Origin of the sequence: Streptomyces sp. NPDC047043 (assembly GCF_040644055.1) — a bacterium.
In the GTDB taxonomy this organism is placed as follows: domain Bacteria; phylum Actinomycetota; class Actinomycetes; order Streptomycetales; family Streptomycetaceae; genus Streptomyces.
In genome coordinates this window covers 136,170-148,749 of record NZ_JBEYVO010000006.1, presented here as the reverse complement: position 1 = coordinate 148,749, position 12,580 = coordinate 136,170, and the positions used below count along the sequence as shown (strand labels likewise).

The 12,580-nt window shown below is 70.8% G+C and carries 14 protein-coding genes and 1 tRNA gene; 4 read left to right on the top strand and 11 right to left on the bottom strand.

The genetic code is table 11. The annotated features are described in order from the left end of the window. Window positions 1-19: 19 nt before the first annotated feature. The 3 genes from ABZ880_RS11460 to ABZ880_RS11450 are packed head-to-tail and all read right to left on the bottom strand — an operon-like array spanning window position 20 to window position 3,314. Complete coding sequence (locus ABZ880_RS11460) at window positions 20-904, bottom strand: SDR family oxidoreductase (protein WP_361260215.1); 885 nt, start codon at window positions 902-904, stop codon at window positions 20-22. Continuing rightward, window positions 901-1,818 (bottom strand): alpha/beta hydrolase, encoded by a 918-nt coding sequence (locus ABZ880_RS11455; RefSeq protein ID WP_361260213.1) that lies wholly within the window; start codon window positions 1,816-1,818, stop codon window positions 901-903. Before ABZ880_RS11455 ends, ABZ880_RS11460 begins: the two co-directional genes overlap by 4 nt. Continuing rightward, on the bottom strand, window positions 1,815-3,314 hold the full coding sequence (locus ABZ880_RS11450; RefSeq protein WP_361260211.1) for an NAD(P)/FAD-dependent oxidoreductase: 1,500 nt from the start codon (window positions 3,312-3,314) through the stop codon (window positions 1,815-1,817). Before ABZ880_RS11450 ends, ABZ880_RS11455 begins: the two co-directional genes overlap by 4 nt. 125 nt (window positions 3,315-3,439) lie before the next feature. Between ABZ880_RS11450 and ABZ880_RS11445 the strand changes: the two genes are divergently transcribed. Both ABZ880_RS11445 and ABZ880_RS11440 read left to right on the top strand, forming a co-directional pair. Further along, a complete protein-coding gene (locus ABZ880_RS11445; RefSeq protein ID WP_361260209.1) occupies window positions 3,440-4,081 on the top strand; it encodes a MerR family transcriptional regulator in 642 nt (213 codons plus the stop codon). Between the two features lie 89 nt (window positions 4,082-4,170). After that, window positions 4,171-4,806: a DUF6518 family protein gene (locus tag ABZ880_RS11440; RefSeq protein ID WP_361260207.1), complete on the top strand. Its 636-nt coding sequence runs from the start codon at window positions 4,171-4,173 to the stop codon at window positions 4,804-4,806. Between the two features lie 13 nt (window positions 4,807-4,819). Here the strand turns inward: ABZ880_RS11440 and ABZ880_RS11435 are convergent, their stop codons facing one another. Beyond that, on the bottom strand, window positions 4,820-5,644 hold the full coding sequence (locus tag ABZ880_RS11435; protein ID WP_361260205.1) for an exodeoxyribonuclease III: 825 nt from the start codon (window positions 5,642-5,644) through the stop codon (window positions 4,820-4,822). A 56-nt stretch (window positions 5,645-5,700) separates the two neighbouring features. Here ABZ880_RS11435 and ABZ880_RS11430 point away from each other — a divergent pair, with 56 nt between their 5' ends. Continuing rightward, window positions 5,701-6,177: a GNAT family N-acetyltransferase gene (locus ABZ880_RS11430; RefSeq protein WP_361260203.1), complete on the top strand. Its 477-nt coding sequence runs from the start codon at window positions 5,701-5,703 to the stop codon at window positions 6,175-6,177. 105 nt (window positions 6,178-6,282) lie between these two features. Here the strand turns inward: ABZ880_RS11430 and ABZ880_RS11425 are convergent. The 7 genes from ABZ880_RS11425 to galU all read right to left on the bottom strand — a co-directional run bounded on the left by ABZ880_RS11425 (window position 6,283) and on the right by galU (window position 11,861). Beyond that, a tRNA-Ala gene (locus ABZ880_RS11425) sits at window positions 6,283-6,356 on the bottom strand. Window positions 6,357-6,467: 111 nt separating this feature from the next. Further along, entirely contained in the window at window positions 6,468-7,694 is a 1,227-nt protein-coding gene (gene glpR, locus ABZ880_RS11420) for a gephyrin-like molybdotransferase receptor GlpR (protein ID WP_361260201.1), read from the bottom strand. 172 nt (window positions 7,695-7,866) lie between these two features. Further along, window positions 7,867-8,499: a GNAT family protein gene (locus ABZ880_RS11415; protein ID WP_361260199.1), complete on the bottom strand. Its 633-nt coding sequence runs from the start codon at window positions 8,497-8,499 to the stop codon at window positions 7,867-7,869. A gap of 20 nt (window positions 8,500-8,519) precedes the next feature. Continuing rightward, window positions 8,520-9,026, bottom strand: coding sequence for a MogA/MoaB family molybdenum cofactor biosynthesis protein (locus ABZ880_RS11410; RefSeq protein ID WP_361260197.1), 507 nt, complete (start codon window positions 9,024-9,026; stop codon window positions 8,520-8,522). Then, window positions 9,023-9,502, bottom strand: a complete 480-nt coding sequence (gene moaC / locus ABZ880_RS11405; protein ID WP_361260195.1) for a cyclic pyranopterin monophosphate synthase MoaC — start codon at window positions 9,500-9,502, stop codon at window positions 9,023-9,025. Before moaC ends, ABZ880_RS11410 begins: the two co-directional genes overlap by 4 nt. A gap of 128 nt (window positions 9,503-9,630) precedes the next feature. Next, complete coding sequence (gene glp, locus ABZ880_RS11400) at window positions 9,631-10,953, bottom strand: gephyrin-like molybdotransferase Glp (RefSeq protein ID WP_361260193.1); 1,323 nt, start codon at window positions 10,951-10,953, stop codon at window positions 9,631-9,633. 5 nt (window positions 10,954-10,958) lie between these two features. Then, the gene (gene galU / locus ABZ880_RS11395; RefSeq protein WP_361260191.1) at window positions 10,959-11,861 is read right to left on the bottom strand and encodes a UTP--glucose-1-phosphate uridylyltransferase GalU; all 903 of its coding nucleotides are present in this window, start codon (window positions 11,859-11,861) and stop codon (window positions 10,959-10,961) included. Between the two features lie 133 nt (window positions 11,862-11,994). Here galU and ABZ880_RS11390 point away from each other — a divergent pair, with 133 nt between their 5' ends. Then, window positions 11,995-12,576, top strand: a complete 582-nt coding sequence (locus ABZ880_RS11390) for a 5-formyltetrahydrofolate cyclo-ligase (RefSeq protein ID WP_361260189.1) — start codon at window positions 11,995-11,997, stop codon at window positions 12,574-12,576. Window positions 12,577-12,580: the final 4 nt, after the last annotated feature.

The window sequence follows — 12,580 nt, the reverse complement described above, 5'->3', positions numbered from 1 at the left end:
AACAAGGCGCGCATTTCGATCAGTTACGGTGCGTAGCGCGAGCCGCCTCGTCCGCCGCCCCACCTGCACCGACGAGCCCCGACCTGATGCCCTCCAGCCGGTCCCCGAACCGCCGCATCTCCCGCTGCCCCACCGTCCCGATGAGCCCCGGCAGATACCCGCGCACGCCCTGCATCCCGCGCAGCCACCACTGCCCGTACACATGGCTCGACCGCCGCTCGATCCCGGCCACGATCCGGTCCACCGCCGGCCCCAGCGGATACGTCTTGTTGGACGGCCACGGCAGCCGCTGCCTCAGCTCCCGCATGACCTCGTCCTGGTCGGCCCCGCGCACCATGTCCGTGTCGGTCCACGACAGATACCCGACCCCGACCCGTACGCCCTTGTACCCGACCTCGGCCCGCAGACTGTGCGCGTACGCCTCCACACCGGACTTGGACGCGCAGTACGCGGTCATCATCGGCGCCGGAGTGATGGCGGCGAGCGACGCGATCTGCAGCAGATAGCCGCGGCTCTCCATCAGAACAGGCAGGAAAGCACGGGCAGTTACGGCCGACCCGATCAGGTTGACCTCGATCACCCGCCGCCACGCCTCGGGGTCGGAGTCCACAAAAGGCCCACCGGTCGCGACTCCCGCGTTCGCGACCACGATGTCGACCTTCCCGAACCGCTCCTTGACCTCGGCGGCGACCCGGGCCATTGCCTCGTGATCGGTCACGTCGGCGTACCAGTGATCGCTGTCGCTGTGCAGCCGCTCGGAGACCTGCTTGAGGGCGTCCGGCTCCAGCCCGACCAGCGCCACCTTCGCCCCGCGCGCCGACAGCTTCCGCGCGAGCAGCTCGCCCACGCCGCGCGCGGCGCCCGTGACGACGGCGACCTGTCCTTCGAGGCTGACCTTGCTCATGCGCCCTCCTTGATCGTTGCGTACGTCGTCACGAGCTCCCGGATCCGGCCGCTGACCAGCTCCGGCGCCTCCACCGGGCTCATGTGGCCCACGCCCGGCAACTCGGTGCTGCCCACGCAGTTCGGCAGCGCGGCGATCAGCGCCCGCGCGTGCACGGGCGGCGTGAGCCGGTCCGCCGTACCGGCGACGACGGCCGTCGGCACCTTCAACTCCCGTACGCCGTGGTCGAGATCGAGCAGGTCGAGCACCTGCGACCAGGCGTACCGCACCTTGCGCGGACACGCGTGCACGATCCGCGCGCACGCCTCCACCATGTGCGGCGCCGAACCCGGACCCATGGTCCCGTACTTGAGGATCCGCCGCGCCATCGGCGTGACCGGCCCGAGCGGCGCCCGTGACCCGAGGATCTGCTGGGTCAGCCAGGTCCTGAACCGCCCGGGTCGCAGGGGTACGACGGTCGACTCCGCGACCAGCCGCGAAGACCCCGTGCTGCACAGCAGTACGGCCGCCGCGTGCTCCTGGAAGCCGGGCCTCGCGGCAGCCGCCATCACCGTCATGCCGCCCATGGAGTGCCCGACGACCACGGCCTTCTCACCGGTCGCGAGGGTCGCTTCCAGTACGGCTTCCAGGTCGTCGGCGAGCGCCTCCGTACTGCACGCCGGGCTCGCCGGACTGCGTCCGTGGCCGCGCTGGTCGTAGGCGATGACGCGGTGGTCGACGGCGAGGTCCCGGATCTGCGCGGCCCAGAAGGCGGTGGAGCAGGTCCAGCCGTGCGCGAGGACCACGGCGGGGGCGCTCTCCGGCCCGTGCACCTCCACGTGCAGCCGGGCGCCGTCGGCGGAGACGGCGACGAGCTCGCGGACGGGGACGGGCGGGGCGTAGGGCCCGGTCTCGACATGCATCAGACGGCTCACGCGTCCACCTCCGTACGGGACTTGACCGGGGCACGAAGGAGTTCGTACTCCGCGAGATCCACCCGCCGCGTCGCCCGCCGGAACTCGGACGTCGTACCCGGCCAGATGGTGGTGTTGCGACCGCTCGCGTCGAGGTACCAGCTGGTGCAGCCGCCGGTGTTCCACACCGTCCGCTTCATGCGCTCCTGCACGCGCGTGTTCCAGGCGGCGACGGCACTCGGGCGGGCGTCGAGGGCGGCGCGGCCACCGAGGACGTCCAACTGCCGTACGAAATCGGCCATGTAGTTGAGCTGCGACTCGATCATCAGGATCATCGACGAGTTACCGAGCCCCGTGTTGGGCCCGATGATCGTCATCCAGTTGGGGAACCCGGCCGCGGACGCGCCGCGCAGCGCCTCCATGCCGCCCTTCCAGGACTCGGCGAGCGTCCTGCCGTCCGCGCCCACGACCCGGTCGGCGATCGGCATGTCGGTGACATGGAAGCCCGTGCCGAAGACGATCGCGTCGGCCTCGGCCTCGCTCCCGTCGGCGGCGACGACGGTGGATCCACGGATCTCGCTCAGCCCACTCGCGACCACGTCCACATTGGGCCGGGCGATCGCCGGGTAGTACTCGCTGCTCAGCAGGATCCGCTTGCAGCCGATGCGGTAGTCGGGGGTGAGCTTGGCGCGCAGGGCCGGGTCCTTGATGGCCCGGGCCATGTTCTGCTTGGCCAGCTTCTCGATGAAACCGAGCTCGTTGGGATGCTTGGTGAACGCCTGGACCTGCAACTCCCGGATCCCCCACAGCAGTCCGCGCCGTGCCTGCGTGGTGAAGGGCAGCGCCCGGTGCAGCGCCCGCTCGGCGCCGGTGATGGCACGGTCGACGCGGGGCATGACCCAGGGCGGGGTGCGCTGGAAGAGGGTGAGCCGCCCGACCTGCGGCTGGATGGCGGGCACGATCTGAATGGCAGAGGCCCCCGTCCCCACCATCGCGACGCGCTTGCCCCGCAGGTCGTAGTCGTGGTCCCAGCGGGCGGAGTGGAACACCTTGCCGGGAAAGGAGTCGAGCCCGGGAACATCGGGGACCTTGGGATCGGACAGCGGCCCGGTGGCGGACACGACGATGTCGGCCGAGAGCCTGCCACTGCTGGTCTCGATGTCCCAGTGCAGCTTCTCGGCGTCCCAGGTCATCATCTTCACTTCGGAGTTGAAGCGGATGTGCGGGCGCAGCCGGAAGACGTCCGTCACATGCTCCAGATAGGCGCGGATGTGCTCCTGCCCGGAGAAGGTGCGCGGCCAGTCGGGATTGGGCGCGAAGGAGAAGGAGTAAAGGTGCGAGGGCACGTCACAGGCGCACCCCGGGTAGCTGTTGTCACGCCAGGTGCCGCCCACACTGTCGGCCCGTTCGAGTACGACGAAGTCGGTGACGCCCTCGCGCCGCAGCCGCACGGCGGCCCCGAGCCCGCCGAACCCGGACCCGACCACCGCCACCCGCACATGCTCCCGTTCAGCCATGCCGACGCCCTTCCTGCGCGACCGTGCCAGTAAACACTGGCGCAATGGGAGGGTAGAGCAGGTCCGTACTGATGGGTAGGGGTCAGGGGAGGGAAGTTACCTTGGGTACAACATAGGGTGCGGTCGTGACCGAGAAGCGTGAGTACCGCATGGAGGAGCTGGCCGAGCGGGCCGGCATCACGGTCCGCACCCTGCGCTTCTACCGCGAACGCAAGCTGATCCCGCCGCCGCGCCGCGAGGGCCGTATCGCCTGGTACGACGACCACCACCTGGCCCGCCTGCGCACGATCGCGGCGCTCCTGGAACGCGGCCACACCCTGAACGGCATCGCGGAACTGGCCGAGGCCCTCGACCACGGCCGCGACGTCGCCGACGTCCTAGGCGTCGCACCGACGGAGGAGGAGCCGGTCCGCCTCACCCCCGAGGAACTCGCCGCCCGCTTCGAGGGCCAGGTCACCCCGGAGAACCTCGCGGCCGCCCTGGACCTCGGCTACCTCGGCACCGACGGCGACGAGATCGTCCACATCAGCCGCCGCCTCCTGGACGTCTCCTCGGCCCTGGTCCGCGAGGGCATCCCCCTGGCCGAGGTCCTGGCGGCCGGCAAGCGCGTCCGGGAACACGTCGACGACCTGGCGGAGATGTTCGCCGACCTGGTCCTCCGCCACACCGGCGAGGACGACCTGCAACGCCTGCGGCCACTGGCCCGGAGCGTGGTGGAGGCGGAACTCTCGCTGGCGCTGGACCGACGGTTGCGCAAGCAGGGGTAGCAGGGCGGAACCTTCCCGCTGCAGTTCCTTCGCTCACCTTCGTCGCCAGCTATACACGGCACGTATAGTCAGTGTGTATAGTCGCGGCCATGACGATCAGCACAGCCCTCCGCCCGGTCACGGGACTCAACCGGTGGTGGATATCCGCGCCGGTGGCGGGAATCGCGCTCGGCGTTCTCACCAACCTCGCCCAGGGCGGGCTCCCCGGCGCCTCGAACCAGATCGCCAACTCCGGTGCGGTGTGGTGCGTTCCGGCGTTCACCGCCGGCGCGCTGGCGGCCGCCGCGCGCATGGCCCTGCGCAAGTCGGTGCTCGCCGGCCTGTGCACGACGATCGGCCTGGTCGTCGGCTACTACGGCTACGCGGAGTTCGGCCGCGACGGCATGGGCAGTGCGTTCTGGCCGCTGGTGTGGCTGGTGATGGCGCTGGTCAGCGGCCCGCTGTTCGGTGCCGCGGGGGCGTGGTGGCGGCGCGGGCACACCGCACGCCGCCGTGTCGTCGGACTGGCCGCGCCGGCGGGCGTGTTCGGAATGGAGTCCATCCAGTACACATGGGTGCTCCACTACGCCCCGCAGGCCTGGGCCTGTGCGGCGTTCCTGGTCGCGATCCCGCTGCTGATGGCACGCCACCACAAGGAGCGGGCCCTGACGCTGCTCACCGCACTGGCCTTCTCGGGGATCGCCTACGCCATCATCGAACTGCCGCTGCAGCACGTGTCGGCGTGACACCACCGGGGCCTCACATCTCGAAGGTCACCGTCACCGGCGCATGGTCCGACCACCGCTCCTCATGAGTGGCCGCCCGCTCCACGACCGCCTTGACGGCCCGGGCGGCCAGTCCAGGCGTCGCGACGGCGAGGTCGATGCGCCAACCTGAATCGTTGTCGAAGGCCCGCCCGCGATACGACCACCACGTGTACGGCCCCTCCACATCCGGATGCAGAGCGCGTACGACATCGACGTACCCCCCGTCCCCGGCGTCGAAGACCCGCCCCAGCCACTCCCGCTCCTCCGGCAGGAAGCCGGAGTTCTTGGTGTTGCCGCGCCAGTTCTTGAGATCGGTCTGCTGGTGGGCGATGTTCCAGTCGCCGCAGACGACCACCTCACGCCCGTCGGCGGCGGCCCGCTCCCGCAGCGCCTTGAGGTAGGCGAGGAACTCACCCATGAACCGCACCTTCTCGTCCTGCCGCTCGGTGCCGACCTCGCCGGAGGGGAGGTAGAGCGACGCGACCGTGACACCCGGCAGGTCGACCTCGACGTAGCGTCCGCCGGTCTCGAACTCGGCCGACCCGAAGCCGACCTGGATGCGGTCCGGCTCGCGGCGGGTGTAGAGGGAGACGCCGGCGCGGCCCTTGGCGGCGGCGGGCGCGTGCACGACATGCCAGCCGTCGGGCGTGCGCACATGCTCGGGCAGCTGCTGCGGCTCCGCACGCACCTCCTGCAGGCAGAGCACATCGGCGGAGGTGCCGGCGAGCCACTCCACGAAGCCCTTCTTCGCGGCGGCGCGCAGTCCATTGACATTGACGGAGGTCACAGTGAGCACGCGGGAACGATACCGGCACACTGGACGGAGTCCAGATCTCCATCCCGCACTGTCTGCATAGGTGTACGATCTCCGACATGAATATACGCCGCGTCTCCTTCGACCACCCGGACGCCGTCAAGCTCAACGACCAGGTCCAGGCCGAATACCACGTCCGCTACGGCGACGGTGGAGACGCGACACCCCTGAACCCGGCGGACTTCGAGCCGCCGAACGGCGTGTACTTCATCGTGTACGACGGGAACGACAGCCCGGTCGCCACGGGCGGCTGGCGCGCCCAGGACACCAACGGCGAGGGCAACCGCGACGGCGACGCCGAGTTGAAGCGGATGTACGTGGTGGACGGCGCCCGCGGCCGCGGCCTCGCCCGGCGCATCCTGGCCGCCCTGGAGGAGGACGCCCGCGCGGCCGGCCGACTCCGCATGGTCCTGGAAACCGGCACCAAGCAGCCGGAGGCCATCGCCCTGTACACGTCCAGCGGCTACGAGCCCTGCGAGAAGTTCGGCTACTACCGGCACTACGAGGACAGCCGCTGCTTCGCGAAGGAGCTGTGACAGCTCCGCCTGACGGAACGTCAGGCAAAACAAAGATCCCGCCCGATCTTCCGATCGGACGGGATCTCATCAACTGCCCCAGGTTTCCCTGACCAGTTGTTGCGGTGGACCTGAGGGGATTTGAACCCCTGGCCCCCTCGATGCGAACGAGGTGCGCTACCGGACTGCGCCACAGGCCCTTGCAACGAGTGAAACTCTAGCACCCCGATCCGCGTGCTCGGAAATCCGTTCCGGCCCCGGCCGGCGGCAGCCGCACAGGTGGGACGGGTGGGCGCGGCCGGGGCGGCGCCCTATTCGTTGGCGGCCCGCGGCCGTCCGCCGTCGTCGTACTGGTCGAACAGCGGCGTCCGCCCCCGCTCCCGTGCCCGCCGTGCGGAAGCCGCCCGGCGGGCGTCACTGCGCCCGTCGTCGTCGGCCGCCCTGTCCTCCGCGGAGGCGGCCTCGCCCGGCTCGGCGCCGGAGCCGGCCTGTGCCTCCCGGTCCCGGGCGACGGAGCTCGAGCGGGCCGAGCTCCACGCGTCCGGTGCGCCGAGGTCGACGTCCGAGGTGGCCCGGGGAGCGACCGGTGCGGTCACGTACGTGGGCAGCGGCACCGGTACCGGGTCCCAGCTGTCGCCGTGTCCGGGCCGCCGCTGCCGCTCGCGCTGCTGGTCGACCCACTCGGCGTGGTCGGTCTGCTCTACGAGGGCGCGCCGGTCGGCGGCGAGAGCGGACAGGCCGGGGTCGTTCCGGCGCTCTGGTCCCTCGTCCGGTTCGTCGCCGTCCACGTCGGCGGTGGCCGTGCGCCGACGCGGCTGGCGGGCGCGCTCCTGCAGCCGTTGCGCGGCGGCCTCGGCGCGGCGCCGGTCCATCTGGACGGCGAAGCGGCGGCGCTCCTGGGAGCGCAGGTAGGCGATGTAGCCGCTGAGCAGCACTGCGGGCACGCCGGGTGCCCACAGGAACGCGAGCCCGCCGACAGCGGCGACGACAGTGCCGAGCGTGAAGGCGACGAAGAGCATCACGGTCGTACGCCGACGGCGCGCGAGCGCCTTCGTGCGCCGGGCACGAGCCGCGGCCGCTTCCTCCGAGGGCGAGCGCCGTGCGGCCGGCACCCGCTTGCGCGCAGGAGCGGAGCCCTGCGCGGGCACCGGTGCCTCCGGCTGCTCTCGCGTCTGTTCCCGCGCCTGTTCCCGCTTCTGTTCTCGCGCCGGTTGCGCCCGGCCGGTTGCCTGCGCCTTGACCTCGGCGCGCGCCTGCGGGCGGGCCGGAGGCATGGCGAAGGCCCGGACGTCCACCGAGTCGGTGACGGCGTCCGGCACATCGGCGCTGGACTCCCCCTCTTCGGTGGAGCGCGCCCGCAGGTCCTTGGCGTACCGGCGCTCCATACCCGCCCGTCCGGACAGCAGCCGGATGGCGGTGCTGAAGCGTTCCGTCGGACGGGCCTCGTTCAGCTCGTCCTGCCTACGGAGCCACATCGGCACCAAGTAGGCGGCCCAGGCCCCGACAATGACTGCGTAGATGAGGCCGCTGCTGCTCACGCCTCACACGGTAGAGGGGTTTGCGTGAGGCCATCTGCCAATTGAGCCGGTGTGTCGCACGATCTGGCTGATATTTCGAACTTTTTTTGTGACCGATGCGATCAGCAGGCCGTCGAGGGCGGGAAATTAAAGCCCCGAGCCGGTCATGGGCCGATCAATTTCGAACACTTATTCAATTCCCCAGACTGCCGGGATTCCCGGGTGTGTGCGGCGTCTTCTGGGAGCGTGCCCGCTGCCAGCGGCTCAGCAACCCGTCGGGTACCTCTTCCGCGGTGAGCGCGAAGACGAGGTGGTCGCGCCAGGCGCCGTCGATGTGGAGATAACGCGGCCGAAGGCCCTCCTCGCGGAATCCGAGTTTCTCCACGACCCGGCGGCTGGGCCCGTTCTCGGGACGAATGCAGACCTCGATGCGGTGCAGACCGACGGTCCGGAAACAGTGGTCCACGACGAGCGCCACGGATGTCGGCATCACGCCGCGGCCGGCCACCGACTCGTCCACCCAGTAGCCGATGTGCCCCGAACACATGGAGCCCCAGGTGATCCCGGCGACCGTCAACTGCCCGACCAGACGCCCCTGGTACTCGATGACGAAGGGCAGCATCCGGCCCGAGTTCGCCTCGGACCGAAGATGCCGGACCATCTGGCGGTAGGTCGGCCGGTGCGCGATCGGCCCGCTGGGCGTGGGCGGCGGAATGGTCGCCTCCCAGGGGCGCAGCCAGTCCCGGTTGCGCCGGTTGACCTCGCGCCAGGCCCGCTGGTCGCGCAGCTTTATCGGCCGGAGGACGACATCGCCGTCCGCCAGCACGACGGGCCAGGATGGGCTGTTCAGCTCGCACCCCCACTGGTGGCGCCGGGTCTGGGGTGGTCGCCGCCGCGGATCTGGTCGACGGCGTGGACCAGGAGGGGCTCCAGGACGGCCAGTCCGTCCTTCACCCCGCCCGTGGAACCCGGCAGGTTGACGATCAGCGTGCCTCCCGCCACTCCGGCCAGGCCCCGGGAGAGCGCGGCGGTCGGCACCTTCTCCCGTCCGAACGCCCTGATGGCCTCCGCAATGCCCGGCACTTCGTAGTCGATCACCTTGCGGGTGGCCTCGGGTGTGCGGTCGGTGGGCGAAATGCCGGTGCCGCCGGTGGTCACGATCACGTCGTACCCCGTCTCGGCACCGGCTCGCAGCGCGGCCTCCACGGGGTCTCCGTCGGGGACGACCTGCGGCCCTTCGACATCGAACCCGAAGCCCTTGAGCCCCTCGGCGATCAGCGGGCCGCCCTTGTCCTCGTAGACCCCGGCGGCGGCGCGGTTGGAGGCGGTGACCACGAGGGCGCGGTAGGTCATGCCCGGCTCCAGTCGCCGGACTTGCCGCCCGTCTTCTCCTCCACACGTACGTCCGTGATGACCGCTCCCTTGTCGACCGCCTTGACCATGTCGATCACGGTGAGCGCGGCGACGGAGACCGCGGTGAGGGCCTCCATCTCGACGCCCGTGCGGTCCGTGGTCTTCACGGTGGCGAGGATCTCCACCGCGTCGTCCGCGACCGCCAGATCCAGTTTCACACCGGACACCGACAACGGGTGACAGAGCGGGATGAGGTCCGGGGTGCGCTTGGCGCCCATGATGCCCGCGATGCGCGCGGTGGCGAGGGCGTCGCCCTTCGGGACCCCCTCGCCGCGCAGCAACTCGACCACGCGGGGTGAGACGAGGACGCGTCCGCTGGCACGGGCGGTGCGCGCCGTCACGTCCTTGTCCGATACGTCGACCATGCGGGCCGCGCCCGCTTCGTCGATGTGCGTCAGTCGGTCCTGCGTGCTCATGATCTGTGGCGCTCCCGGTCCGGGCCCGTCGCGGTGCGGCGCGTGGCCTGTTGTGCGCGACACGGTACCGCCAAGTCGGCGCAAACAGCGGACCAGGACTGCCCCATGGACCGGCACGCACACGTGACTCAGCCGAGCAGGACGACCTCGACCTCGGTGCCGGGCTCGACGGACTCCACGTCCTCGGGCACGACGATCAGCGCGTCGGCCTGCGCAAGGGCCGCGACCAGGTGTGATCCGGCGCCCCCGACCGGGGTCACGCTGCCGTCGGCGTACGCCCCCCGCAGGAACTGTCTGCGGCCCTTCGGCGAGGTCAGCGCCTTGCTCGCGGTGAGGGTCGCGCGCGTGCGCGGGCGGTGGACGTCGTCGAGTCCCATGAGGGTGCGGATCGCGGGGCGGACGAACAGCTCGAAGGAGACGTACGACGACACCGGGTTGCCCGGGAGCGCGAGCAGCGGGGTGTGGTCGGGGCCGATGGAGCCGAAGCCCTGGGGCTTGCCGGGCTGCATGGCGAGCTTGCGGAAGTCGATGCCGCTGCCGGCCTCGTCCTCGTCGCCGACGTGCGAGAGGGCCTCCTTGACCACGTCGTACGCCCCGACGCTCACGCCGCCGGTGGTGACCATGAGGTCGGCGCGGACGAGCTGGTCCTCGATGGTGTTGCGGAGGGTCTCGGCGTCGTCGGCCACGGCACCCACGCGGTAGGCGATGGCGCCGGCGTCGCGGGCGGCGGCGGTGAGGGCGAAGCTGTTGGAGTCGTAGATCTGGCCGCTGCGCAGTTCCTCGTCGGGCTGGACGAGTTCGCTGCCGGTGGACATGACGACCACGCGCGGGCGCGGGCGTACCCGCACCGTGCCACGGCCGATCGCGGCGAGCAGGGCGATCTGCGGCGGTCCGAGGACCGTGCCGGCCTCGAGGGCGCGGTCCCCGGCCTTCACGTCGCTGCCCTTCGCGCGTACATGCGCGCGTGCCTCGGCCGGGCGGTACACGTGCACATGCCCCTCGGCGCCCTCGGGGGCCAGGGCCCGGGCGCGCATCCCGGTCGCCGGGCCCTCGCCGACGCCTCCGTCGGTCCACTCGACGGGGACGACGGTCTCGGCGCCGGGCGGCAGCGGGGCGCCGGTCATGATGCGGGCGGCCTGGCCGGGGCCCACATGGAGCAGGTCGGCCTGGCCCGCCGCGACGTCCCCGACGACGTCCAGGACGGCGGGGAACTCCTCGCTCGCGCCCGCGACATCCGCGACCCGTACCGCGTACCCGTCCATGGAGCTGTTGTCGAAGGGCGGCAGTGAGACCGGCACCGTGACGTCCTCGACCAGGACGCAGCCCTGTGCGTCGAGGAGCTGCAGCTCGATGGGTTCCAGGGGGCGGACGGTCGTGAGGATGTCCTCCAGGTGTTCGTCCACCGACCAGAGGTGGTCCTGGCCGGTGGTGCGGGGCGCGGCGCTGCTCAACGTTGCTACATCTCCTCGGCTACGTAACTGCGAAGCCAGGTCCGGAAGTCCGGGCCCAGGTCTTCACGTTCGCACGCGAGTCTGACAATGGCACGCAGATAGTCGCCGCGGTCGCCGGTGTCATAGCGGCGGCCCTTGAAGACGACGCCGTGCACCGGGCCGCCGACCTTCTCGTCCTGCGAGAGCTGCTGGAGGGCGTCGGTCAGCTGGATCTCGTTGCCGCGGCCCGGCTCGGTCTTGCGCAGTATGTCGAAGATGTGCGGGTCGAGGACGTAGCGGCCGATGATCGCGTAGTTCGACGGGGCGTCGGCCGCGGCCGGCTTCTCGACCAGGTCGTGCACCTTGACGACGTCGCTGTCCTCGGTGGGGTCGACCGCCGCGCAGCCGTAGAGGTGGATCTGCTCCGGCGCGACCTCCATGAGCGCGATGACGCTGCCGCCGCGCTGCTCCTGGACCTCGACCATGCGCGCGAGCAGGGGGTCGCGCGGGTCGATCAGGTCGTCGCCGAGGAGGACGGCGAAGGGCTCGTGGCCCACGTGCGGGGCCGCGCACAGCACCGCGTGGCCGAGGCCCCTGGGGTCGCCCTGGCGCACATAGTGCATGGTGGCGAGGTCGCTGGACTCCTGGACCTTGGCGAGGCGGCCGGCGTCGCCCTTCTTCTGGAGGGCCGACTCAAGCTCGTAGTTGCGGTCGAAGTGGTCCTCGAGCGGGCGCTTGTTGCGACCCGTGATCATGAGGACGTCGTCGAGACCCGCGGACACGGCCTCCTCGACCACGTACTGGATCGCCGGCTTGTCGACGACCGGCAGCATCTCCTTGGGAGTGGCTTTGGTGGCCGGCAGGAACCGGGTGCCGAGGCCGGCTGCGGGAATGACAGCCTTGCTGATCCTGGGGTGAGACTGAGTCATGGCCGCAACCTTATCCGGTGCCTTTGCAAGGAATCTGTGGCTCCGGTTAATTGGCTCTCATATGAGCACATTAGGAAGGGTACGGGTGCGACCAGTGAGTCACATCGGACGTGAGGCCGAGCCTGACAAGCGAATGTTGCGGCGAGAGCTCCTCGCGGTGAGAAACAGATTGACGGCGGATGACGTGCGGGAAGCCGCGTCCGCGCTGGCCGGGCGAGCGCTGGAGCTGCCCGAACTGGCGCGTGCGCGCACGGTGGCGGCGTATGTCTCCGTGGGGAGCGAGCCCGGGACGCTCGCGCTGCTGGACGCGCTGCGCGCGCGGGGCGTGCGGGTCCTGCTGCCGACTCTTCTGCCCGACAACGACCTGGACTGGGGCGCATACGCCGGTGAGGGCTCCCTCGCGCGCGTCCAACACGGCGGAAAAATGGCGCTGTTCGAGCCGTCCGGCGAGCGCCTCGGCCCGGACGCCGTGACCGGGGCCGACGTCGTGCTGCTGCCCGGGCTGGCGGTCGACGCGCGCGGGATGCGGCTGGGGCGCGGCGGAGGGTCGTACGACCGCGTCCTGGCGCGGCTGGAGCGTGCGGGAGCGCATCCGGCACTGGTGGTGCTGCTGTACGACTCGGAGGTCGTCGAGCGCGTCCCGGAGGAGCCGCACGACCTGCCGGTGCAGGCGGTGGTGACGCCGTCGGGCGTGCGCCGCTTCGAGGGAGCCTGAGACA

Bases quoted from the DNA above. Each gene is read 5' to 3' on its own strand.
- ABZ880_RS11450 (WP_361260211.1), bottom strand. From the start codon at position 3,314: ATGGCTGAACGGGAGCATGTGCGGGTGGCGGTGGTCGGGTCCGGGTTC.
- ABZ880_RS11390 (WP_361260189.1), top strand. From the start codon at position 11,995: ATGTTGCGGCGAGAGCTCCTCGCGGTGAGAAACAGATTGACGGCGGAT.
- galU (WP_361260191.1), bottom strand. From the start codon at position 11,861: ATGACTCAGTCTCACCCCAGGATCAGCAAGGCTGTCATTCCCGCAGCC.
- ABZ880_RS11440 (WP_361260207.1), top strand. From the start codon at position 4,171: ATGACGATCAGCACAGCCCTCCGCCCGGTCACGGGACTCAACCGGTGG.
- ABZ880_RS11430 (WP_361260203.1), top strand. From the start codon at position 5,701: ATGAATATACGCCGCGTCTCCTTCGACCACCCGGACGCCGTCAAGCTC.
- moaC (WP_361260195.1), bottom strand. From the start codon at position 9,502: ATGAGCACGCAGGACCGACTGACGCACATCGACGAAGCGGGCGCGGCC.
- ABZ880_RS11460 (WP_361260215.1), bottom strand. From the start codon at position 904: ATGAGCAAGGTCAGCCTCGAAGGACAGGTCGCCGTCGTCACGGGCGCC.
- ABZ880_RS11410 (WP_361260197.1), bottom strand. From the start codon at position 9,026: ATGACCTACCGCGCCCTCGTGGTCACCGCCTCCAACCGCGCCGCCGCC.